Source organism: Actinacidiphila bryophytorum, from assembly GCF_016916835.1.
Classification (GTDB): domain Bacteria; phylum Actinomycetota; class Actinomycetes; order Streptomycetales; family Streptomycetaceae; genus Actinacidiphila; species Actinacidiphila bryophytorum.
In genome coordinates this window covers 201,075-222,307 of the sequence record NZ_JAFFIX010000001.1, presented here as the reverse complement: position 1 = coordinate 222,307, position 21,233 = coordinate 201,075, and the positions used below count along the sequence as shown (strand labels likewise).

The window sequence follows — 21,233 nt, the reverse complement described above, 5'->3', positions numbered from 1 at the left end:
CCCGACACGAACGGTGAGCACTTCTGCTCATTCGGGGGTGGTTTCGCGCAAGAGTGCTCACCTACACTGCAGAGGAGGCCCCATCCGGGGCCGGTCGGCACCGCCCCCTCCCCTGCATCGAGGAGCACCGCATGTCCGAGTCGTTGACCGCCGCCGAGATCGCCTCCCAGGCCGACTGCTGGCTGCGCGCTGCCGACATCGCCGCCGCTGCGGCCGGCCGGCTGCCGCAGCGCGGTGAACGCGTGGCCGTCGTCGGCTGCGGCACGTCGTGGTTCATGGCCCAGTCCTACGCGGCCCTGCGCGAACAGGCCGGGCACGGGGTCACGGACGCCTTCGCCGCCTCGGAGTTCCCCTTCGGCCGCACCTACGACAGCGTGCTGGCCATCACCCGCTCCGGGACCACCACCGAAGTCCTGCGGGCCGGCACCCGCCTGCGCTCGGCCGGCGTACCGGTCGTGGCGATCACCGCCGACCCGCACACCCCGGTGCAGGAGGCCGCGGACCAGCTGGTCGTGCTGGACTTCGCGGACGAACGCTCCGTCGTGCAGACCAGGTTCGCCACCACCGCGCTCGCACTGCTGCGCGTCCACCTGGGCGAGGACCTCACCGCCGCCGTCGCAGACGCCCGCACCGCGGTGACCGCGGACCTGCCGGGCGCGCTGCCCGCCGCCGAGCAGACCACCTTCCTCGGTACGGGGTGGACCTACGGGCTGGCCCAGGAGGCCGCACTGAAGATGCGCGAGGCCGCGGGCGCCTGGACCGAGAGCTATCCGGCGATGGAGTACCGCCACGGCCCGGTCAGCATCACGGGACCCGGCCGTACGGTCTGGGCCTTCGGCGCGCTTCCGCCCGGGCTGGCCGACGACGTCGCCGCGGTCGGCGGCACCCTGGAGGCCCGGCAGGACCTCGACCCGCTGGCCGACCTGGTGCGTGCCCAGCGGCTCGCCGTCGCCGTCGCCGAGCGCAAGGGGCTGGACCCCGACCGCCCGCGCAATTTGACCCGCTCGGTCGTCCTCGGCTGACCCGGCCTCCGCCGCCTCCCAGGAATCCGAGGGACCCGTATGACCGCCACCACCACCGCCGACCTCGTCACCGCCGCCCGCGCGGCCGGCCGCGGCGTCGCCGCCTTCAACGTCATCACCCTGGAGCACGCGGAGGCGATCACCGCCGCCGCCGAGGCCGCGGGCCTTCCGGTGATCCTGCAGATCAGCGAGAACGCCGTCGCCTTCCACCACGGCCGCCCCGCCCCCGTCCTGGCCGCCGCGGTCGCCCTCGCCGGCGCGGCCGCCGTCCCCGTCGCCGTCCACCTCGACCACGTCCAGGACGAGGAGCTACTGCGGTCCGGGATCGCCGCCGGGGTGTCCTCGGTCATGTACGACGCCTCGACGCTGCCTTACGAGGAGAACGTCCGCTCCACCGCCCGGGTCGCCGCATGGGCGCACTCCCAGGGGGTGTGGGTGGAGGCCGAACTGGGCGCGGTCGGCGGCAAGGACGGCGCCCACGCCCCCGGTGTGCGCACCGACCCGGCCCAGGCCGCGGCCTTCACCGCCGCCACCGGGGTGGACGCGCTCGCGGTGGCGGTCGGCAGTTCGCACGCCATGACCCTGCGCACCGCCCGCCTGGACCACGCTCTGATCGCCCGGCTGCGGGCGGCCGTCGGCGTACCGCTGGTCCTGCACGGCTCCTCCGGTGTGCCCGACGACGAACTGCGGCAGGCGGTCACGGCCGGCATGGTGAAGATCAACATAGGCACCGCCCTCAATGTCGCCTTCACCTCCGCCGTCCGCGCGTATCTGGCCGCCGACCCGGACGTGGTCGACCCGCGCCGCTATCTGCGACCGGCCCGGGACGCGATGACCGACACCGCCCGCCACCTCCTCCATGTCGTCTCCCACGCCCCTTCCCCCGCCTGACCGCACTGTTACCCGTTCGCGACTTTTGTCACCGTTACGCGGGTTCCGTGTCACAGATGATCAACAAGCCCATGCGGCGCTCATATACCTGTCGTTGACCGGACGAGTGTGCTGACTGACAGTCACGAATGCTCGGAGGTAGCCGACATGACGGACCGGACCCTGTGGTCGTACGCGGACATCGCGGCACATATCCGCGTGCAGGTCGACACCGTGCGCTCCTACCGCAAGCACGGGCACTTGCCCGATCCCGACCGCGTGGAAGGGGGCAAGCCCTACTGGTACGCGGACACCATCAGGGCGTGGAGCGCCCGGCGGCCGGGGAACCGCGGCCGCCGGGGTTCGGACTGACCGTCAGGTGCTGCTCACAGGCTCGGGGTCCCGCATCTCTCCGGAGTGCGGGGCCGCGCCCTTCTCCGCGCCGGCCGGCGGCTGCGGGCCGCCGCCCTCGGATATGCCGAACCGGTCGTGGAATCGGCGCAGCACCGGCGGCGCCCACCAGGTGGCCCGGCCCGTCAGCCGCATCACCGCGGGCACCAGCAGCGTACGGATCACCATCGCGTCCATCAGCACCGCGAGCGCGATCCCCAGTCCCAGCATCTTGGTGTTGGTCACCCGGGACATTCCGACGCCGACCATCACCACCGCCAGGATGACCGCGGCGGCCGTGATGAGCCCGCCGGTCCTGCGCAACCCGAAAACGATGGACGCCTGGTGGTCGCCGGTCCTGTCGTACTCCTCCTTGATCCGTGACAGCAGGAAGACCCCGTAGTCCATGGACAGCCCGAAGGCCACGCAGAACATCAGCACCGGCAGCGTCGTCTCGATGCTGCCCGTCGAGGTGAAGCCCAGCAGCCCGGACAGGTGGCCGTCCTGGAAGACCCAGACCACAGCGCCGAACATCGCGGTCAGGCTGAGGGCGTTGAGCAGCACCGCCTGCACCGGGACCAGCACGCTGCCGGTCAGCAGGAACACCAGCAGCAGTGTGACCAGGCCGATGATGCCCGCCGCCCAGGGCAGTCGCTGCGCTATGGCGTGCTTGGTGTCCACCAGCACCGCTGCCTGCCCGGTGACCGAGGCCCGGAAGTCCGTCGGCAGGGCACGGATCTCGCCGACCAGGTGCTGCGGCCCGGAGTCCACGGAAGCCCCGGCGGGGATCACCGTCAGATAGGCGCTGCCCGCGTCGCCCTTGGCGGCGACGGGACCTTCCACCCGCACCACGCCGGGCAGGGCCGCCACCTTGCGCCGGTAGTCCGCAAGGCCTGCGGAGTCGGCGTGCTCGGCGAGCACGGTGATGGCACCGACCGGGCTGCCGGCGTAGTCCGCCCGGAGGTGCTGCTGCACGACGTGCGACTCGGCCGCGCTCGGCAGCTGCCGGTCGTCCGCCGTCCCGAACTGCACCTGCAGGAAGGGCAGGCCGAGCAGCAGCAGCGCGGCCACCGCACCGACCGCGAAGGCGGGCGCCCTGCGCATCACCAGCCGGGCCAGCGCCGCATAGCGCGCGCCGGGCTCCGCGTCGGCCAGGCCCTCCGACCGGCCGCGGCGGCGGCGCATCAGCACACGCAGGTCCAGCGCATTGACCCGGTCGCCGAGCAGCACCAGGGCGGCAGGCAGCACGATCAGTGCCGCACCGGCGGCCAGCAGCACCACGGCGACGCCCGCGTAGGCGAAGGAGCGCAGGAAGTACTGCGGGAAGACGAGCATCGCGGACAGTGCGGCGGCAACCGTCAGCGCGGAGAACAGCACGGTGCGGCCGGCGGTGCGCAGGGTCGTCGCCACAGCGGAGCGCGGTGCGGCCCCGGCGGCCAGCTCCTCGCGGAAGCGGCGCACGATGAACAGGGCGTAGTCGATCGCCAGCCCGAGGCCCAGCGCGGTGGTCAGGTTCTCGGCGAAGACCGACACATCGGTGAATCCGGTGATGCCGCGCAGCACCGCACTGGTGCCGAGGATCGCGATGATGCCGATGCCGAGCGGCAACAGTGCGGCGACGGCGCTGCCGAAGACCATGACGAGCAGCACCAGGGTGATCGGCAGGGCGATCATCTCGGCCCGCACCAGGTCCTGCTGGATGGTGGTCTGCATCTCGTGCAGCACCTCGGCATTGCCTCCGACGCTCACCCGGACCGGCCCGCGGGCGCCCCGGTAGAGCGGGGCGATGCGCTTGACCTCCTTGGCGACGGCGTCGTCGTCCCCGCGCAGCCGCGCGGCGATCATCGCCGATCCGCCGTCCTTGGCGCGCAGCACCGGCGCGCGCGTGTCCCAGTACGAGCTGACACCGACGACGTCGGGATCGGCCGCGAGCCTGCGGGCCAGCTGCCGGCCCTGGGCTGCGACCGCGGCGCTGTCCAGGTCCGCGCCCCGGGTGTCGACCAGCAGGACGAGGTTGGGCTGCGAGTCGGGGAAGCGGTCGGCGAGGGCCGCGGTGGCGTACGAGGACTGGGAACCGGGGGCTTCGAAGCCGCCGCTGGACAGCCGGTCCCCGACGCCGCTTCCGGCCACGACGGTGAGCGCGGTGAAGACCAGTGCCAGCAGCAGGGTCAGCCGCGGTCGGGCCGTCACGACCCGCGTCCACCCCCCGACAGCCCCTGCACGGTTGACATCGGACATGACAGAGGTGTCCTCTCCCCCTAGAACGACATAAAATCACAAACACGAACGACCGCTCGCGTTTCAAGAATGCGAGCGGGCACTCGCGTTTGTCAATCCCCCCTGGGAGTACACGTGTCCGAGGCGGACGAGAGACCGAGGCGGCGCCAGGCGCGCGGCGAGCGGCGTATCAGCCAGCTGCTGCAGGCTGCCGCCAGCGTGTTCTGCACGCAGGGCTACACGGCGTCCAGCACCAACGCCATCGCGCGCGAGGCCGGCGTGTCCCCGGGCACGCTCTACCAGTTCTTCCCGAACAAGGAGGCCATCGCCGTCGAGCTGGGCGGCAGGCTGATCAAGGAGATGGAGGAGGCGCACGGGCGCGTCTTCACCGCGGAGAACGCCCGGCTGCCGCTGGACCAGCTGATCGACGCGGTGGCCGGCCCCTTCATCGAGTTCAACTGCGCCAACCCCGCCTTCCTCGCCCTCATCAAGGGCCCCGACGCGCCGGGCCGGGTCACCGAGGAGCACGACACGCTGCACGCGCGGTTCCTCGACGGCGTGTCCTGGATGCTGGCCCTGCGCCGGCCCGCGCTGTCCACCGTCGAGCGCACACTGGTCGCCCAGATGTCCTTCGCGATGTTCAAGGCCGCACTCGACCTGGTCGTGCAGAGCGAGGGCGAGGAACGGGCCGCCTACGCACGCGAGCTGAAGGGGATGCTCTACCGCTACCTCGCGCCCTACGTCGGCACAGGACCGGTCACGATCGGCGAGGCCGAGACGTCCGCGGCGCATGCGGCGGTGGTCGCGGCGGCGGCGGAACGTGCGGCCACCGCCGCCGAGAGGGCGCACGATCCCCGTGGAGCGGGCGCGGAGGCTACTTCTCGCGCCCTGCCGACGAGCAGCTGAAGGTGTCGCCGTACCCGTCCCGGGAGGCCGCGGGCGGTCCGATCGTCGGTGTGCCGCCCGCGCCCGGCGTTCCAGCGGGTCCCAGGGCCGCCGCGCCGCCCTTATTGGCCACCGAGGACGCCACCACGGCCGAGGGCCGTGTCACACCGGTGCCCTGACGGCGCTCCCTGGCCCGTGAGGCCCATTGCGCGACCGTGCCGACCCCGGCGACCGCCAGGGAGATGCCGAGCCCCAGAGAGAGCGCGTAGAGGGAGTTGGAGGCCGCCCGGCCGCTGATGTAGCCGGCGCCCACCGAATACGACGCCCAGACCGACTCGGCCACGCCTGCGCCGATCGCGTAGCGGCGTGCGGGATAGCGCACGATGCCCGCCGCGAGGCCGCCGATGATCCGGCCGCTGGGCAGGAACCGCACTCCGATGACGAACGGCACACCGTGCCGCTGTATGCGCAGGGCCGTCCACCTCAGCAGCGCCTCACGGCGCGGCCTGCGGTGCATGCGGCTGAGCACGCGGGGACTGATGACCTGTCCCGTCCTGTGCATCACCAGGTCGCCGAACACCGCGCTGCCGGCGACCACGAGCAGCACGAGCGCGAGGTTGAGGTGCCCTTCCGCGGCCATCACGCCGCCGGTCACGAGCAGCACCGAGTTGGGCACGAGCGGCGGGGCCGTGGTCACGGCCAGCAGCGCGTACGCCCAGATGACGTGCCCACCCCTCAGGTACTCGGCGAGTCCGGAGGTGAAGTCCAGTGACGACACACTCAGTGCAACGTCCATCCCACCGCCCCTCTTCCCTGCCCTTTATCCAACGCTGACAGCGGTGGACCGGGACGGCAAGCGGGTTAGCCGGGCTTCGGCCTATTCACAAGAAAGCTCATCCTGAGGTTTCAGCAGGTCTACACCTCAGGTAGTAGGACGCACCCTGAGGTCACCGCCGTGGGGTGTGCCGCGCCGGCCGGGCGGAAAAACGGCCAGAAGATCACCGGCCGAGAAGTTCACCGCCGTTGCACTGCAGGATCTCGCCGGTGATGAAGCCCGCCTCGGGCGAGGCGAGGAAGAGCACCGCGGCCGCCACGTCCGCCGGGTGGCCCACCCGGCCGACCAGTGTGCGGCCCGCGCGCCGGGTCAGCTCGGCGTCGTTGAGCCGCGAGCCGAAGAACTCGGTGCCCGCCACCGTGCCGGGCGCCACGATGTTGCAGGTGACGCCCTGCGGGCCGAGCTGCGCGGCGAGCGAGTGGTTCCAGGCGTGCAGCGCGGCCTTGGAGGCGCCGTACGAGCCGCCGCCGCGCAGCGCGGCCACCGAGGTCACCGTCACCACCCGGCCGCTGTCGGTGGTGAAGCGGTCGCGGAGCGACTCGGTGATCAGGACCGCGGTGAGCACGTTGCGCTCGAAGTCGCCGCGCCAGCGGGCCAGTACCCCGTGCGGTCCCGCACCCACGGCCAGCTCCCGGCTGCCCGCGTTGTTCACCAGGACGTCCACCCGGTCGGGCAGCTGCGACAGGGCCGCCTCGACGTCGTCGGGGTCGGCCAGGTCGCAGACCACGGGGGTGATGTCCAGCCCGCGCTCCGCCCGGATCTCCTCGACGGTCGCGTGCAGCACCTCGCGGCGGCGGCCGACGATCGTGACCCGGTGGCCGTCCTCGGCGAACCGCAGCGAGACGGCCCGGCCGATGCCCGTGCCGCCGCCGGTCACCACGATGTTGCGCACCGCTGCCCCGCTCTGTGCCATGTGCTCCGCCCCTCGAGAAGAGACAGCACGCTACGGGATCCCCCCGAACCGGCCGCGGGCGGGGTAGCCTGCGGAAACAGCCTTTTTTGAAGAGACGTAGATCACATGGCGGAGAACGTAACCATTACAGTGGTTGGCGGGTCTTATGTCTTGAGCACCGCGCTCCCGGCGGAGCCGGTGGGGGGCTGTAGGTCGGACCGTCTTGGGGGACGGTCCGGAACGCGTCGCCGGGGCGATACCCGGGGAGCTTGAGCGGCCCTCCCGGGCCGTTTTCGTCCCGGCAACGGCGCAGTCGCCACAAGCGCCCGGGCGGACCCGTGGGGGGATCCGTTCCGGGGAACGGGAGCGCCCCGTGCCGGACCCGTGGGGGGATCCAGCGCGGGGCGCTCTCTTGTGCTCAGGGGCGCGGCAGCGGCCTGCGTCAGCGGGCCTCGACCGAGACGTAGTCGCGGATCTCGACGCCGGTGTAGATCTGCCGCGGACGGCCGATCCTGGAGCCGGGCTCCTTGATCATCTCGTGCCACTGGGCGATCCAGCCGGGCAGCCGGCCGATCGCGAACAGCACGGTGAACATGCTGGTCGGGAAGCCCATGGCGCGGTAGATCAGACCGGTGTAGAAGTCCACGTTGGGGTAGAGCTTGCGCGAGACGAAGTAGTCGTCGCTGAGCGCGTGCTCCTCCAGCTTGAGCGCGATGTCCAGCAGCTCGTCGGACTTGCCGAGCGCCGAGAGGACGTCGTGCGCCGCCGCCTTGATGATCTTCGCCCGGGGGTCGAAGTTCTTGTAGACGCGGTGGCCGAAGCCCATCAGCTTGACGCCGTCCTCCTTGTTCTTCACCTTGCGGATGAAGGAGTCGACGTCGCCGCCGGTGGCCTGGATGCCCTCCAGCATCTCCAGGACCGACTGGTTGGCCCCGCCGTGCAGCGGCCCCCACAGCGCGCTGATGCCCGCCGAGATCGAGGCGAACAGGTTCGCCTGCGAGGAGCCCACCAGGCGCACGGTGGAGGTCGAGCAGTTCTGCTCGTGGTCGGCGTGCAGGATGAACAGCTTGTCCAGCGCACTGACCACGACCGGGTCGAGTGCGTACTCCTCGGCGGGCACCGAGAAGGTCATCCGCAGGAAGTTCTCGACGTAGCCGAGGTCGTTGCGCGGGTAGACCACCGGCTGGCCGACGGACTTCTTGTACGCGTACGCCGCGATCGTCGGCAGCTTGGCGAGCAGCCGGATCGTGGACAGGTGGCGCTGCTCGGGGTCGAACGGGTTGTGGCTGTCCTGGTAGAACGTCGACAGCGCGCTGACCACCGACGAGAGCATCGCCATCGGGTGGGCGTCGCGCGGGAAGCCGTCGTAGAACCGTTTGACGTCTTCGTGCAGAAGGGTGTGCTGGGTGATCTGGCCCTTGAACTCCGCCAGCTCGTCGACCGTCGGCAGTTCGCCGTTGATCAGCAGGTAGGCGGTCTCAAGGAAGGTCCCGCGCTCGGCAAGCTGCTCGATCGGATATCCGCGGTAGCGGAGGATGCCTTCCTCGCCGTCGAGGAACGTGATCGCGGACTTGTAGGCCGCGGTGTTGCCGTAACCGCTGTCGAGCGTGACCAGGCCCGTATCGGCGCGCAGCTTGCCGATGTCGAAGCCCTTGTCGCCGACCGTGCTGTCAACCACCGGGTAACTGTGCTCGCTGTCCCCATACCGCAGTACTACAGAGTTGTCGCTCACGTCATTCCCTCACCGACGGTTTTGCCTCTTCTTCGAGGTGCCCTGACTACGTCCACTGTCCCCCATTTGGCGCGCACGCGTGCACTCGGGGTCGGCCATCGGGCCGAAAAGTGGCACGGAGTGCCTATTTTGCGCCCACGGAGAGCCGGTGGTCGAGAGCCGTGAAGCGCCGGCCCGCCGACATGGTGCGCACCGCCTGGCCGATCGCCCGCCGCGAGCCGACCAGCACGACCAGCCGCTTCGCCCTGGTCACAGCCGTGTAGAGCAGGTTGCGCTGGAGCATCATCCAGGCCCCCGTGGTGACCGGGATCACCACCGCCGGATACTCGCTGCCCTGCGAGCGGTGGATGGTCACCGCGTAGGCGTGGGCCAGCTCGTCCAGCTCGTCGAAGTCGTACCCGATCTCCTCGTCCTCGTCCGTGCGCACGGTGAGCCGCTGCTCGACCGCGTCCAGCGCGGTGACCACGCCCACGGTGCCGTTGAAGACGCCGTTGGCGCCCTTGTCGTAGTTGTTGCGGATCTGGGTGACCTTGTCACCGACCCGGAAGGTCCTGCCGCCGAACCTGCGCTCGGGCAGGTCGGGACGGGCCGGGGTGACGGCCTGCTGGAGCAGGCCGTTGAGCGCGCCGGCGCCGGCGGGGCCGCGGTGCATGGGGGTCAGCACCTGGACGTCCCGCCGCGGGTCGAGGCCGAACCTGGCGGGGATGCGGCGCGCGACCACGTCCACGGTGAGCCGGCCCGCCTCCTCGGAGTCCTCCTCGGCGAAGAGGAAGAAGTCGGGGAGCCCCTGGGTGACCGGTGGCAGCCCGGAGTTGATCCGGTGGGCGTTGGTGACCACCCCCGACTGCTGGGCCTGCCGGAAGATCCGGGTCAGCCGTACCGCGGGGACCGGGCCGCCGTCCGCGAGCAGGTCGCGCAGCACCTCGCCGGCCCCGACGCTCGGCAGTTGGTCCACGTCCCCCACGAAGAGCAGGTGGGCGCCCGGCGGCACCGCCTTGACCAGCTTGTTGGCCAGCAGCAGGTCCAGCATGGAGGCCTCGTCGACCACCACCAGGTCCGCGTCGAGCGGGCGGTCCCGGTCGTAGGCGGCGTCCCCGCCGGGTTTCAGCTCCAGCAGCCGGTGCACGGTGGACGCCTCGGCGCCGGTCAGCTCCGACAGCCGCTTGGCGGCCCGGCCCGTCGGGGCGGCCAGCACCACCTTGGCCTTCTTCGCCCTGGCCAGCGTGACCACCGAGCGCACCGTGAAGGACTTGCCGCAGCCGGGTCCTCCGGTGAGGACGGCGACCTTCTCCGTCAGGGCGAGGCGCACCGCCTGCTGCTGCTCAGGGGCCAGGTCGGCGCCGGTCTGCCCGGCCAGCCAGGTCAGCGCCTTGTCCCAGTCCACGTCCCGGAAGGCGGGCAGCCGGTCCTCGGGGCCTTTCAGCAGCCGCAGCACCTGCGCCGCGAGCGAGATCTCGGCCCGGTGGAAGGGCACCAGGTAGACGGCGGTGACCGGCTCGCCGTCCCCGTCCGGTGCCGGCACGCTCTCGCGGACCACGCCCTCCTCGTCCGCCAGTTCGCCGAGGCAGTCGATCACCAGGCCGGTGTCCACCTGCAGCAGCTTGACCGCGTCGGCGATCAGCCGCTCCTGGGGCAGGAAGCAGTTCCCGCTGTCGGTCGCCTGCGAGAGCGCGTACTGCAGCCCGGCCTTCACCCGCTCAGGGCTGTCGTGCGGTATCCCGACGGCCTGCGCGATCCGGTCGGCGGTCAGGAAGCCGATGCCCCACACCTCGGCCGCCAGGCGGTAGGGCTGGTTCTTGACCACGGAGATCGACGCGTCGCCGTACCCCTTGTAGATCCGCACCGCGATGGACGTCGAGACGCCCACGCCCTGCAGGAAGACCATCACCTCCTTGATCGCCTTCTGCTCCTCCCAGGCGGCGGCGATCAGCTTGGTGCGCTTCGGCCCGAGGCCCGGGACCTCGATCAGGCGCTTCGGCTCGCCCTCGATGACCTCCAGGGTTCCGGTGCCGAAGTGGTCCACGATGCGTTCGGCGATGCGCGGCCCGATGCCCTTGATCAGGCCGGAGCCCAGGTAGCGGCGTATGCCCTGGATGGTGGCGGGCAGGACCGTCGTGTAGTTCTCCACCGTGAACTGCTTGCCGTACTGCGGGTGGGAGCCCCAGCGGCCGTGCATCCGCAGGGACTCGCCCGGCTGCGCGCCGAGCAGGGCGCCGACGACCGTCAGCAGGTCGCCGGAACCGCGGCCGGTGTCCACCCGCGCGACCGTGTAGCCGTTGTCCTCGTTGGCGTAGGTGATCCGCTCCAGGACACCTTCCAGCACCGCGAGCCCACCGTCCGGCATTGCCCGGCCTCCTCCCCGGAGTCGATCTGCTCCGAAGGTACCGGCCGGGGCGGACACCGCGTTCCCGGCCTGTGGACAACCCGGCTGCACCGCGGGCTGACCCGGCGGCTGCGGGCGCGGGAAGGTGCCGTAAAACGCCCGAGAGGGGCCCGGCCGGATGCCGGACCCCTCTCGCGCTCCCCCTGCTACCCCCGAAGCCCCCCTCGGGCGCATTTCCTGCCGGCTCCCTGAACCCCTCCCGGGAGCCGTGATGCCATATACGACCGGCCACCCACCGTGAGGGTTGTCCTACGAGCGCCGAATTTCTCAAGATTTTTTCAGAGGGCGTGCCGGACGTACCGCTCGGCGACCTCCGCGAGGACCTCGGCGCCGTCCCGCGCCCACAGCGCGGGGTTGAAGATCTCCACCTCGACGGCCCCCCGATAGCCGGCCGCGTCCACCCGCCGGTGCCATCCGCGCAGGTCGATGCAGCCGTCACCGAGCTGGCCGCGGCCCAGCAGGACGCCCTCGGGCAGCGGCGTGACCCAGTCGGCCAGCTGGAAGGCGGCGATCCTGCCGCCGGCGCCCGCCCTGGCGGTGTGCGCCGGCGCCAGGTCGTCCCACCACAGGTGGTAGGTGTCCACGACGACTCCGACCTGCTCGGCCGGGAAACGCTCGGCAATGTCCAGCGCCTGACCGAGTGTGGAAATCACGCACCTGTCCGAGGCGTACATCGGGTGCAGCGGCTCCAGCGCCAGCCGCACACCCCGCTCGGCGGCGTACGGGGCCAGTTCCGCGAGGGCGTCGGCGACCCGCTCCCGGGCCGCGGCGATGTCCCGGTCTGCGGCCGGCAGCCCGCCGGAGACCAGCACCAGGGTGCCGGTCGCCAGCTCCGCGGCCTCGTCGATGGCCGCTCTGTTGTCGTCGAGCGCGCGGGCGCGCAGTTCCGGGTCCCGGGCGGTGAAGAAGCCGCCGCGGCACAGCGAGGTCACGGTGAGCCCGCTGTCCCGCATCAGGCGCGCGGCGCGTTCCACGCCGTACTCCTGGACCGGCGCCCGCCACAGGCCGACCGAGCCGATGCCCGCGGCCGTGCACCCGGCCGCGAGTTCCGGCAGCGACCACTGCTTGACGGTCTCCTGGTTGATGCTCAGCCGCGTCAGGTCGTGCGGTTCCTTCGGCTCATGCGGCTCATGCGGTTCCTGCGGCTCGATACCGGTCATGCGTCCACTCCGTGCAGGGTCAGCAGCCCGCGCATCCGGGCCTCGGCGAGTGCCGGGTCGGGGAACAGCCCCACCTGGTCGGCCAGTTCGTACGCGCGCGCGAGGTGCGGCAGCGAGCGGGCCGACTGCAGCCCGCCGACCATGGTGAAGTGCCGCTGGTGACCGGCCAGCCAGGCGAGCAGCACGACGCCGGTCTTGTAGAAGCGCGTCGGGGCGCAGAAGAGGTGCCGGGACAGCTCCACGGTCGGGTCGAGCAGCCGCCGGAAGCCGGCTGCGTCCCCGGTGTCCAGGGTGCTGACCGCGGCGGCGGCCAGCGGCGCGAGCGGGTCGAAGATGCCGAGCAGGGCGTGGCTGAAGCCCCGGGCGTCGCCCTCGATCAGCTCCGGGTAGTTGAAGTCGTCGCCGGTGTAGCAGCGCACGCCGTCGGGGAGGCGGCGGCGCAGCTCCACCTCGCGGCGGGCGTCGAGCAGCGAGATCTTCACGCCGTCCACCTTGTCGGGGTGGGCGGCGATCACGTCGAGGAAGGTCTCGGTGGCCGCGTCGAGGTCGGCGCTGCCCCAGTAGCCTTCGAGCGCCGGGTCGAACATCGGCCCCAGCCAGTGCAGGATCACCCGGTCGGCGGACTGGCGCAGCAGGTGCCCGTAGACCTGGAGGTAGTCCTCGGGCCCCTTCGCGACGGCGGCGAGCGCCCGGGAGGCCATCAGCACGGCCTGTGAGCCGGCCGCCTCGACCACCGCGAGCTGCTCCTCGTAGGCGGCCGTGACCTCGGCAAGGGTGGCGGCGGGTCCTGTGAGCTGGTCGGTGCCGACCCCGCAGGCGATCCGGCCGCCGGCGGACCGCGCCTCGGCGGACGACCTGCGGATCAGCTCGGCGGCGACGGGCCAGTCCAGGCCCATGCCGCGCTGGGCGGTGTCCATGGCCTCCGCGACGCCCAGGCCGTGCGCCCACAGGTGGCGGCGGAATGCCAGGGTGGTGTCCCAGTCCACCGCGGCGGGTTCGTCCGCGGCGGTGCGGAGCGGGTCGGCCACCACATGGGCGGCGGAATACACCACACGGCTGCGCAGCGGGAGTTCCGTGGCCAGGGCGGCGGGTTCCGGGCGCGGCACATATCCGCGCAGTCCGCCGGACGCGTCGGGCAGCTGGATGGTCACAGGGACAGCTCCGGGACGTCGAGGCGGCGGCCCTCCGCGGAGGACCGCAGGCCGAGTTCGGCGAGCTGGACGCCGCGGGCGCCGGCGGTCAGGTCCCAGCGCCAGGGCTCGTCCAGGGCGACATGGCGCAGGAACAGCTCCCACTGGGCCTTGAAGCCGTTGTCGAACTCGGTGTTGTCCGGGACCTCCTGCCACTGGTCGCGGAAGGCCTCGGTGGCGGGCAGGTCGGGGTTCCACACCGGCTTGGGGGTCGCAGAGCGGTGCTGGACGCGGCAATTGCGCAGCCCGGCGACGGCGGAGCCGTATGTGCCGTCCACCTGGAACTCCACCAGTTCGTCGCGGTTGACGCGGACTGTCCAGGACGAGTTGATCTGCGCGACGGCGCCGCCGTCCAGCTCGAAGATGCCGTAGGCGGCGTCGTCGGCGGTGGCGTCGTAGGGCTTGCCGCGCTCGTCCCAGCGCTGCGGCACATGGGTGGTCGCCAGCGCCTGGACGGTGCGCACGCGGCCGAAGGTCTCGTGCATGACGTACTCCCAGTGCGGGAACATGTCGGCAACGATGCCGCCGCCGTCCTGCGCCCGGTAGTTCCACGACGGCCGCTGGGCGCTCTGCCAGTCGCCCTCGAAGACCCAGTAGCCGAACTCGCCGCGGACGGACAGGATGCGGCCGAAGAAGCCGCCGTCGACCAGCCGCTTGAGCTTCTGCAGGCCGGGCAGGAAGAGCTTGTCCTGCACCACCCCGTGCTTGACGCCCGCGGCCACCGCGAGCCTGGCCAGTTCCAGGGCGCCGTCGAGCGAGGTGGCGGTGGGCTTCTCGCAGTAGATGTGCTTGCCCGCGGCGATCGCCTGGCGGACCGCGTCCTCGCGGGCGGAGGTGACCTGGGCGTCGAAGTAGATCTCGACCGAGGGGTCGGCGAGCACCGCGTCCAGGTCGGTCGACCAGTGCTCGATGCCGTGCTGCTCGGCCATGGCCCGCAGCGCGTGCTCCCTCCTGCCCACCAGGACCGGCTCGGGCCACAGCGTGGTGCCGTCGCCCAGGTCGAGCCCGCCCTGCTGCTGCAGGCTGAGGATCGAGCGGACCAAGTGCTGCCGGTATCCCATGCGTCCGGTGACGCCGTTCATGGCGATCCGCACAGTCCTGCGTGTCACGTGGGGTCCTCTTCTCGGTGGTTCGGCGGGGCCCCGGTGAGCGGAGCCGTGGCGGCAACGGATGGCGAGCGCCGCAGCAAGGCGTACAGCAAGCGCTTTCTTTCCGCATCACGCTAACCCGCCGGTCTCCCTTCGGGCAAGACTCGCCCAGGTGATGGGGTAAGCGCTTGCTGCCGCTTGCGCGTACGCTCGCGATGACGCCGGGCGGCCGGGATGAGAGCATGACCCGCGGAATCCGCACGACCCGCACGATCCGCGGAACCGCAGGAACCGCGGAAGACGGAGGAGGACCGCAGCGAGATGGCAGTGACACTGGCCGATGTCGCCGCACGCGCCGGGGTGTCGTCCGCCACGGTCTCCCGGGTGCTCAACGGCAACTACCCGGTGGCGGGCAGCACCCGCGAACGGGTCCAGCGCGCCGTGGCCGAGCTGGACTACGTCGTCAACGGCCAGGCGCGTGCGCTGGCCGCGGCCACCTCCGACCTGGTCGGTGTGCTCGTCAACGACGTTGCCGACCCCTTCTTCGGCCTCATCGCCAGCGCGCTGCAGGCCGAGGTCGGCGTGGGTGCCGCGGAGCCCGGCGGCAAGCTCACCGTGGTGTGCAACACCGGCGGGTCGCCAGAGGCCGAACTGACCTACCTCACGCTGCTGGAGCGCCAGCGGGCCGCCGGGGTGGTGCTGACCGGCGGCGCGGTGGACAGCTCGGCGCACAGCGAGGCCGTGGTCGCTCGGCTCGCCCGGCTGTCCGCGTCCGGCACCCGGATCGTGCTGTGCGGACGGCCGCCGCTGACCCTGCCGGGCGACAGCGGCCCGCTGACCACCCTGGCCTTCGACAACCACGGCGGCGCCCGACGGCTGACCGAACACCTGCTCTCCCTCGGCCACCGCAGGATCGGCTACGTGACGGGTCCCGCAGAGCGCAGCACCACCGGGCACCGGCTGGCCGGCCACCGGGCGGCGCTGGAGGCCCACGGAATGGGGCCGGGCACCGAGGCGGGCGCGGACGCCGACCAGTTGATCGTGCACGGCGGCTACGACCGCGACGCCGGTTTCGACGCGACACTCGAACTGCTGCGCAGGGACGTGGGGGTGACCGCGATCGTCGCCGCCAACGACACGGTGGCGCTCGGCGTGTGCGCCGCGCTGCGCGACCGCGGGCTGAGCATCCCCGGCGACGTCTCCGTGGCCGGCTTCGACGACCTGCCCTTCAGCGCGGACGCCTCGCCCGCGCTGACCACGGTCCGCATCCCCCTGCAGGAGGCGGGCGCGCGGGCGGGCCGGCTGGTGATGGGGCGCATCACTCCGCCGCCCGGCGGGGTCGCCACGATCACGACGGAGCTGATGGTCCGGGGGTCCACGGCGCCGCCCGCGGCCGCCCGCGCCTGAAAGCCGTCGCATACAGCCGTCGCGCATAGGGCCGCGGTACGGCCCGGCCTGGTGACGACGTCGTTCCGTCGCCGGGCAAGAAGGCGAACGGGCCGGGAGTCCTCAGTCGGGGCAGGCAGCCGTCACCAGGCCGTCAGGAGCAGGTGGTTGAGCAGCAGTGCGGTCACCGCCTGGACCGCCAGCCAGCCGCGGTGGTCGCGGCCGGGGAGGAAACCGGCGAAGGCGGGCAGCCACAGGGTGAACGGCAGCCAGATGCGCTCGGTCTCCGCCTTGCTCATGCCGGTCAGGTCCGCGGCGAGCATCGCCAGCAGGAAGCCGCACGGCAGCAGGACCGCCGCGACCGCGGGCCGGCTCTCCCACGCCCGGGTCCGCAGCAGGCCGGGCGCTGCCGTCAGCACTCGGCGCAGCCCCGCGGCCGAGGCGATCCCGGCTGCCGCGACGGCCGTCGCGATGTCGCCGAAGAACCAGTAGCTGTACGGGCGTACGCCGCCGTAGCCCTGGTAGTACCGGGTCCGCAGCAGCCCGTACGCCTCCCACCAGTCGAAACCGGCGGCGGTGAACGCGGCCAGCACGACGGCCGCCCCGGCGAGCGCGTACGGCAGCGGGCGGGCGGTGCGGGCGCACACCAGCACCGCGGCCGCCGGAACGGCGAGCAGCACCAGGCCGTACGACAGGTAGCAGGAGGCGCCGAACAGCAGCCCGCCGCCGAACCCGGCGACCGCGCACATCACCGGTGAACGCCGTGTCGCGGCCACGGCGAGCAGCGCCAGCGACCAGGCGGCCACGGCCGCGAAGTAGCCGTCGGCGGCCACTCCGACCCAGACCGCGCCTGGCGCCAGGGCCAGGAAGGGCGCCGCGGCGCGGGCCGCCTGCTCGCCGACCAGAAGGCGCAGCGTGACCAGCACGGCGACGACCAGGGACGTGCCGGCGGTCATCACGAAGGCGGCGGCCCAGGTGCCGCCGCCCAGCCCGATCCGGTCAAGACCGACGAAGGTCAGCACGGCGCCGGGCGGGTGGCCGGCGATGTGCGTGGTCCAGTTCTGGGGCGAGCCGATCAGGATGTGGTCGGTGTACGTCCGCAGTGCCGGCCCGAGGTCGTCGAAGCGGTGCAGCTGCGTCAGGTACTCGCCGGTCTCGTCGAGCCGCCCTGCGATGCCGCGACGCCAGCCGTCCACCAGGGCCAGCGACCAGGTCCACGCCATCGCGGCGGCCCACCCCGACCACAGCAGCCCGCGCCAGGGAAGTCGCACCGCCAGCGGCGGGCCGTACGCGACGACCAGGACGGCGACCGTCACGGCCAGGGGCGTGCCGGGGCCGGTGTGCGGACGCCACCACGCCTCCAGGGGCGGGAGGGGGGACCTGAGCACGGGGCTGTCGCGCTGGAGCCAGGCGCCGATCCCCGCCAGGACGGCGAAGAGGAGCAGTGCCGCGCCGGCTGCCGCCACGTCCCGGCGGCGGGACGTGCGCCCCGGCAGGCGGGGCAGGTGGCCGCTCGGGGACACGGCCGCGGGTCCTGCGGCCGCAGCGTTGCCTGCGGGGCTCGGCGGACTCGGCGGACTCGGCGGGCTCGCGGAGAAGGGGCTCACCTGCGGCACCCTAGGCACCCGGAGCGCCGCGGTCACGGCCGCTCGCCCGCACGTCAGACTTCCGCAAGGACTGCCCGCGCCCCGGGACGACGTCACAATTCCGTCATGAGTCGATCCGGTCGCCCGGGCGGTTTTCGCCCCTAGGGTCGGCGGGCATGAAGGTCCCCCTCCCCCGCCCGAACGAGCTGTGGCGCAGCCCGCTGCGCGGCCCCTGGCTCACGTCGGTGCTCGGCGCCGTCCTGCTGGTCGGCATCCCGGTGCTGTTCGTCACCGGCTTGCTGTCGTACGCCGCGTACAACCCGAACCTGTCGCACGTGAACGACAAGACGCCGGGCAAGGGGCTGCTCGGCTTCTACCTGTTCTCCTGGCCCACGCATCCCTACTGGCTTTACCGCCTCAACCAGGGTGTGCACGTCACGCTGGGGATCGTGCTGGTGCCGGTGCTGCTGGCCAAGCTGTGGTCCGTGGTGCCGAAGCTGTTCGCGCTGCCGCCGGTGCGCTCGGTGGGCCACGCCCTGGAGCGGCTGTCGCTGCTGCTCCTGGTCGGAGGCGGCTTCTTCGAGTTCGTGACCGGCATCCTCAACGTACAGCTGGACTACGTCTTCCCCGGCTCGTTCTATCCGCTGCACTTCTACGGTGCGTGGGTGTTCGTCGGCGCGGTCCTGGCCCATGTGGCGCTCAGACTCCCCACGGCCGTGCGGGCATTGCGCAGCCGCGACTTCCGCGCCGAGCTGCGCACCCCGACGTCACGCACCCGGCCGGAACCCCCCGACAGCGGCGGCCTGGTCGCGGCCCGCCCGGCGGACCCGACGATCTCCCGGCGCGGCCTGCTCGGCATGGTCGGCCTGGGTTCGCTGGCGCTCGCGGTGGTGACCGCCGGGCAGAGCATCGGCGGCCCCCTGCGCGGCACGGCGCTGCTCGCACCCCACGGCCGGTCGCCGGGCACAGGCCCGGGAGGCTTTCCGGTGAACAAGACCGCGGCCGGCGCGCACATCCGGCCGCAGGACGTGGGTGCCGACTGGCAGCTGACGGTCAGCGGCGCCGGCGGCAGCGTCCGGCTGGGCCTCGCGGAGCTGCAGCGCATGGCCCAGGCCCGCGCTGCCCTGCCCATCGCCTGCGTCGAAGGCTGGTCCACCGGCGACCAGCACTGGGAAGGCGTGCGGCTGCGTGATCTGGCCGCCCTGGTCGGGCACCCGGACGACCCCCCTGGCGTGTTCGTCGAGTCCATCCAGCTCACCGGCTCCTTCCGCGCGGTGGCACTGAGCGCGGGCCAGGTCCGGGACGGCAGAACGCTGCTGGCCCTGCGCGTCAACGGCGCCGATCTCACCCCTGACCACGGCTACCCGGCCCGCGTGATCATCCCCGGCGCGCCCGGGGTGATGAACACCAAGTGGGTCGGGCGGCTGACCTTCGGAGCGACCGACTTCCCGGAGCGGACATGACATCACCGGACAGGAAGCCGGTCGTGCGGCGGCTCTTCCACCTCCTCTACGGCGAACCGTGGTGGCACCTGGCCACCCTGCTGGCCTCCTTCGCGCTCTGCGGCTACGCCATGGCCCAGCTGCTGGCCGGCGACTGGCGGGGCGTGCTGGAGTGGGCCGTCGGCGCCGCGGTCGTCCACGACCTGGTGGCGGTCCCGCTGTACGGCAGCGCGGACTGGCTCCTGCACAGGGCCGTACGCGGCTCCCGCCCGCGCTCGCCCCGCCGTATCGCCGTGGTCAACCACATCCGGGTGCCGGCCTTCGTCTCCCTGATGCTGCTGCTCGTCTACTGGCCCCTGATCTCCCAGGACAGCGGCGCCCAGCTCCGCTACGCGACCCTGCTCGACGCCGGCGTCTTCCGCACCCGCTGGATGGCCGTCACCGGCGTGCTGTTCGGCCTGTCAGGACTCCACCTGGCCTTCCGCCTGTGGCGCGAACGCCGCAAGGCGCCGGTGTAACGCGAAGGCCTATCTCCTGGTGACCGCACGATGATGGAGGCCGGCCGGTGTCGCACCTGTTCACTGCTCTCGACGACACCAGCAGCCCGTCGCTGCGCCGGCGCATCGGCGCCAGGCTGAACGCCACCGTCCACGGCGAGGACCTCCGCCTCGAGCACTACCGGGAACCGGAAGGGGACCCGGGCCTGTTCGGCCCCCGCAGTGTGCTGTGGCGCGTCCACTGCGACACCCCGGGGATGCTGACCGGCGGGATCGCGGCGCTGCTCCTGCAGTGCCTGCACCCGCTGGCCATGGCGGCGGTCGACCAGTACTCCGACTTCCGCAGCGATCCGCTCGGCCGGCTCAACCGCACGGCGGGCTTCGTCTCGGTCACCAGTTACGGATCCACCCGGGCGGCCGAGGAGGCCATCGCCCGCGTCCGCTCACTGCACTCGCGCATATCCGGCATCGCGCCCGGCGGCAGGCCCTACTCCGCAGCCGACCCGCACCTGCTGACCTGGGTGCACACGGCGGAAGCCACCAGCTTCCTCAGGGGCTACCAGGTCTTCGGATCCGCCCCCCTCACGCCCGCCGAGCAGGACCGGTACCTGGCGGAGGCGGCCACGGTGGCCCGCCGCCTGGGCGCCGAGGACGTACCCGCATCGGTTCGCGAAGTCCGCGCCTACTTCGCCGGGATCCGCAGGGAACTCGCCCCCACAGAAGCGGCCCTGTCCGCGACACGCTTCCTGCGCCGGTTCGGTGACGGGCCCGCTGAGAACGCCGCCGTCCGGATTCTTTTCAACGGGGCGCTCAGCCTCCTGCCGCCATGGGCCGCCCATGCCCTGGAGCTGACGCGCCCCTGGCTGGTCAGCAACTGCCTCGACCGTCCTGCGGCGCAGGCTCTCGGGGCGGTGCTGCGCTACGGCAGCCGGCCCTCGGCGATCCTCGACGCCGCGTACGCCCGGGCGGCGCCGCGCACCGGGGCCGGCCCCGGCCGCAGCGCCGTCGCGGGTGGACGGAAGGTCAGCCGGTGAAGCCGATCTTCGTCCAGTCGGTGTCCTGGAAGCCGAAGTCACCGTAGTTGGCCAGGGTGGACTTGGTGCCCTCGATGGCCGGGCGCTGGTAGAGCGGCAGGTTGACGGCCAGCTCCCAGAGCAGTCGGCCGCCGTGATGTCGTCCAGGTACGCCTTGTGGTCGATCTCCGTACCGGCCTTGCGCATCTGCGCGTCGAGGGCGGGCGAGCCCAGCCGGGAGTAGTTCCGGCCCGCACTGAGTCCCCGGTGTACGTGGTGCCGAAGTCACCGTGCAGGACGCCGGTCAGCCATCGCCAGTAGCGGACGGCGATGGGTGTGTCGGGGTCCAGGTTCTGCGCCCTGAGCAGGTTGTGGATGGTGCTCGTCGGCGGCTGCGGGTGCTTCTGCAGGTAGTTGACGATCGGTTCGAGCGCCGACGCGGCAATGAAATAGGTCATCGTCGCGGCGAGAAAGACGAGAACGAGGTAGTTCACCGCTCGTCGCACAAGAAAACGCACCATGTCTTTTCCGGTTCCGTTTCCACGCCGGACTCATACGAAGCCGGTCGCGAGGGGTAACCGCTCGGGGCACGAGCAGCGGTGAGCCGAGGGGAGGAGGGACCGCGGCGGAGATACGTGAGCAATA

18 protein-coding genes and 1 pseudogene are annotated in these 21,233 nt (G+C 72.1%); 8 read left to right on the top strand and 11 right to left on the bottom strand.

Annotated features, from left to right (window positions below):
* Positions 1 to 131: 131 nt before the first annotated feature.
* The 3 genes from JT723_RS00900 to JT723_RS00890 all read left to right on the top strand — a co-directional run bounded on the left by JT723_RS00900 (position 132) and on the right by JT723_RS00890 (position 2,264).
* Positions 132 to 1,022 carry an SIS domain-containing protein gene (locus tag JT723_RS00900; protein WP_205042376.1) on the top strand — a complete coding sequence of 297 codons (891 nt, stop codon included), beginning with the start codon at positions 132 to 134 and terminating at the stop codon, positions 1,020 to 1,022.
* 39 nt (positions 1,023 to 1,061) lie between these two features.
* The gene (locus tag JT723_RS00895) at positions 1,062 to 1,913 is read left to right on the top strand and encodes a class II fructose-bisphosphate aldolase (RefSeq protein ID WP_205042375.1); all 852 of its coding nucleotides are present in this window, start codon (positions 1,062 to 1,064) and stop codon (positions 1,911 to 1,913) included.
* A 147-nt stretch (positions 1,914 to 2,060) separates the two neighbouring features.
* Positions 2,061 to 2,264: a MarR family transcriptional regulator gene (locus JT723_RS00890; protein WP_205042374.1), complete on the top strand. Its 204-nt coding sequence runs from the start codon at positions 2,061 to 2,063 to the stop codon at positions 2,262 to 2,264.
* Between the two features lie 3 nt (positions 2,265 to 2,267).
* Here the strand turns inward: JT723_RS00890 and JT723_RS00885 are convergent, their stop codons facing one another.
* Positions 2,268 to 4,520, bottom strand: coding sequence for an MMPL family transporter (locus JT723_RS00885; RefSeq protein ID WP_205042373.1), 2,253 nt, complete (start codon positions 4,518 to 4,520; stop codon positions 2,268 to 2,270).
* Between the two features lie 114 nt (positions 4,521 to 4,634).
* Here JT723_RS00885 and JT723_RS00880 point away from each other — a divergent pair, with 114 nt between their 5' ends.
* Positions 4,635 to 5,405, top strand: coding sequence for a TetR/AcrR family transcriptional regulator (locus JT723_RS00880; protein ID WP_307794022.1), 771 nt, complete (start codon positions 4,635 to 4,637; stop codon positions 5,403 to 5,405).
* Here the strand turns inward: JT723_RS00880 and JT723_RS00875 are convergent.
* The 7 genes from JT723_RS00875 to JT723_RS00845 form a co-directional block, all read right to left on the bottom strand.
* Positions 5,374 to 6,180 (bottom strand): DedA family protein, encoded by an 807-nt coding sequence (locus JT723_RS00875; protein WP_205042372.1) that lies wholly within the window; start codon positions 6,178 to 6,180, stop codon positions 5,374 to 5,376. The genes JT723_RS00880 and JT723_RS00875 overlap by 32 nt on opposite strands.
* Before the next feature lie 202 nt (positions 6,181 to 6,382).
* A complete protein-coding gene (locus JT723_RS00870) occupies positions 6,383 to 7,132 on the bottom strand; it encodes an SDR family NAD(P)-dependent oxidoreductase (protein ID WP_205042371.1) in 750 nt (249 codons plus the stop codon).
* 421 nt (positions 7,133 to 7,553) lie between these two features.
* On the bottom strand, positions 7,554 to 8,843 hold the full coding sequence (locus tag JT723_RS00865) for a citrate synthase (protein WP_205042370.1): 1,290 nt from the start codon (positions 8,841 to 8,843) through the stop codon (positions 7,554 to 7,556).
* 124 nt (positions 8,844 to 8,967) lie between these two features.
* Positions 8,968 to 11,187 carry an SF1B family DNA helicase RecD2 gene (gene recD2 / locus JT723_RS00860; protein ID WP_205042369.1) on the bottom strand — a complete coding sequence of 740 codons (2,220 nt, stop codon included), beginning with the start codon at positions 11,185 to 11,187 and terminating at the stop codon, positions 8,968 to 8,970.
* 317 nt (positions 11,188 to 11,504) lie between these two features.
* Positions 11,505 to 12,386, bottom strand: a complete 882-nt coding sequence (locus JT723_RS00855) for a sugar phosphate isomerase/epimerase family protein (RefSeq protein ID WP_205042368.1) — start codon at positions 12,384 to 12,386, stop codon at positions 11,505 to 11,507.
* Positions 12,383 to 13,537 (bottom strand): dihydrodipicolinate synthase family protein, encoded by a 1,155-nt coding sequence (locus tag JT723_RS00850; RefSeq protein ID WP_205042367.1) that lies wholly within the window; start codon positions 13,535 to 13,537, stop codon positions 12,383 to 12,385. The genes JT723_RS00855 and JT723_RS00850 overlap by 4 nt, the downstream gene beginning before the upstream one ends.
* Complete coding sequence (locus JT723_RS00845) at positions 13,534 to 14,685, bottom strand: Gfo/Idh/MocA family protein (protein WP_205042366.1); 1,152 nt, start codon at positions 14,683 to 14,685, stop codon at positions 13,534 to 13,536. The genes JT723_RS00850 and JT723_RS00845 overlap by 4 nt, the downstream gene beginning before the upstream one ends.
* A 300-nt stretch (positions 14,686 to 14,985) precedes the next feature.
* Here JT723_RS00845 and JT723_RS00840 point away from each other — a divergent pair, with 300 nt between their 5' ends.
* Positions 14,986 to 16,071, top strand: a complete 1,086-nt coding sequence (locus JT723_RS00840) for a LacI family DNA-binding transcriptional regulator (protein WP_205042365.1) — start codon at positions 14,986 to 14,988, stop codon at positions 16,069 to 16,071.
* Between the two features lie 122 nt (positions 16,072 to 16,193).
* Here JT723_RS00840 and JT723_RS00835 read toward each other — a convergent pair whose 3' ends face one another.
* Positions 16,194 to 17,573: a hypothetical protein gene (locus JT723_RS00835; RefSeq protein ID WP_251512787.1), complete on the bottom strand. Its 1,380-nt coding sequence runs from the start codon at positions 17,571 to 17,573 to the stop codon at positions 16,194 to 16,196.
* A gap of 239 nt (positions 17,574 to 17,812) precedes the next feature.
* On the opposite strand from JT723_RS00835, the gene JT723_RS00830 reads away from it, so the two are divergent.
* Genes JT723_RS00830 through JT723_RS00820 form a run of 3 tightly spaced genes read left to right on the top strand, consistent with a single transcriptional unit; the run spans position 17,813 to position 20,609 of the window.
* Positions 17,813 to 19,099: a molybdopterin-dependent oxidoreductase gene (locus JT723_RS00830; protein WP_205042363.1), complete on the top strand. Its 1,287-nt coding sequence runs from the start codon at positions 17,813 to 17,815 to the stop codon at positions 19,097 to 19,099.
* Complete coding sequence (locus JT723_RS00825) at positions 19,096 to 19,596, top strand: hypothetical protein (protein WP_240164873.1); 501 nt, start codon at positions 19,096 to 19,098, stop codon at positions 19,594 to 19,596. Before JT723_RS00830 ends, JT723_RS00825 begins: the two co-directional genes overlap by 4 nt.
* 47 nt (positions 19,597 to 19,643) lie before the next feature.
* Complete coding sequence (locus JT723_RS00820; RefSeq protein ID WP_251512786.1) at positions 19,644 to 20,609, top strand: oxygenase MpaB family protein; 966 nt, start codon at positions 19,644 to 19,646, stop codon at positions 20,607 to 20,609.
* Here JT723_RS00820 and JT723_RS00815 read toward each other — a convergent pair.
* Together JT723_RS00815 and JT723_RS36380 are read right to left on the bottom strand one after the other, a co-directional pair.
* Positions 20,599 to 20,877 (bottom strand): hypothetical protein, encoded by a 279-nt coding sequence (locus tag JT723_RS00815; RefSeq protein ID WP_205042362.1) that lies wholly within the window; start codon positions 20,875 to 20,877, stop codon positions 20,599 to 20,601. The two genes, JT723_RS00820 and JT723_RS00815, sit on opposite strands and share 11 nt — an antisense overlap.
* A gap of 55 nt (positions 20,878 to 20,932) precedes the next feature.
* A pseudogene (locus tag JT723_RS36380) lies at positions 20,933 to 21,109 on the bottom strand (ABC transporter permease); the annotation flags it as partial.
* Between the last annotated feature and the right edge of the window lie 124 nt (positions 21,110 to 21,233).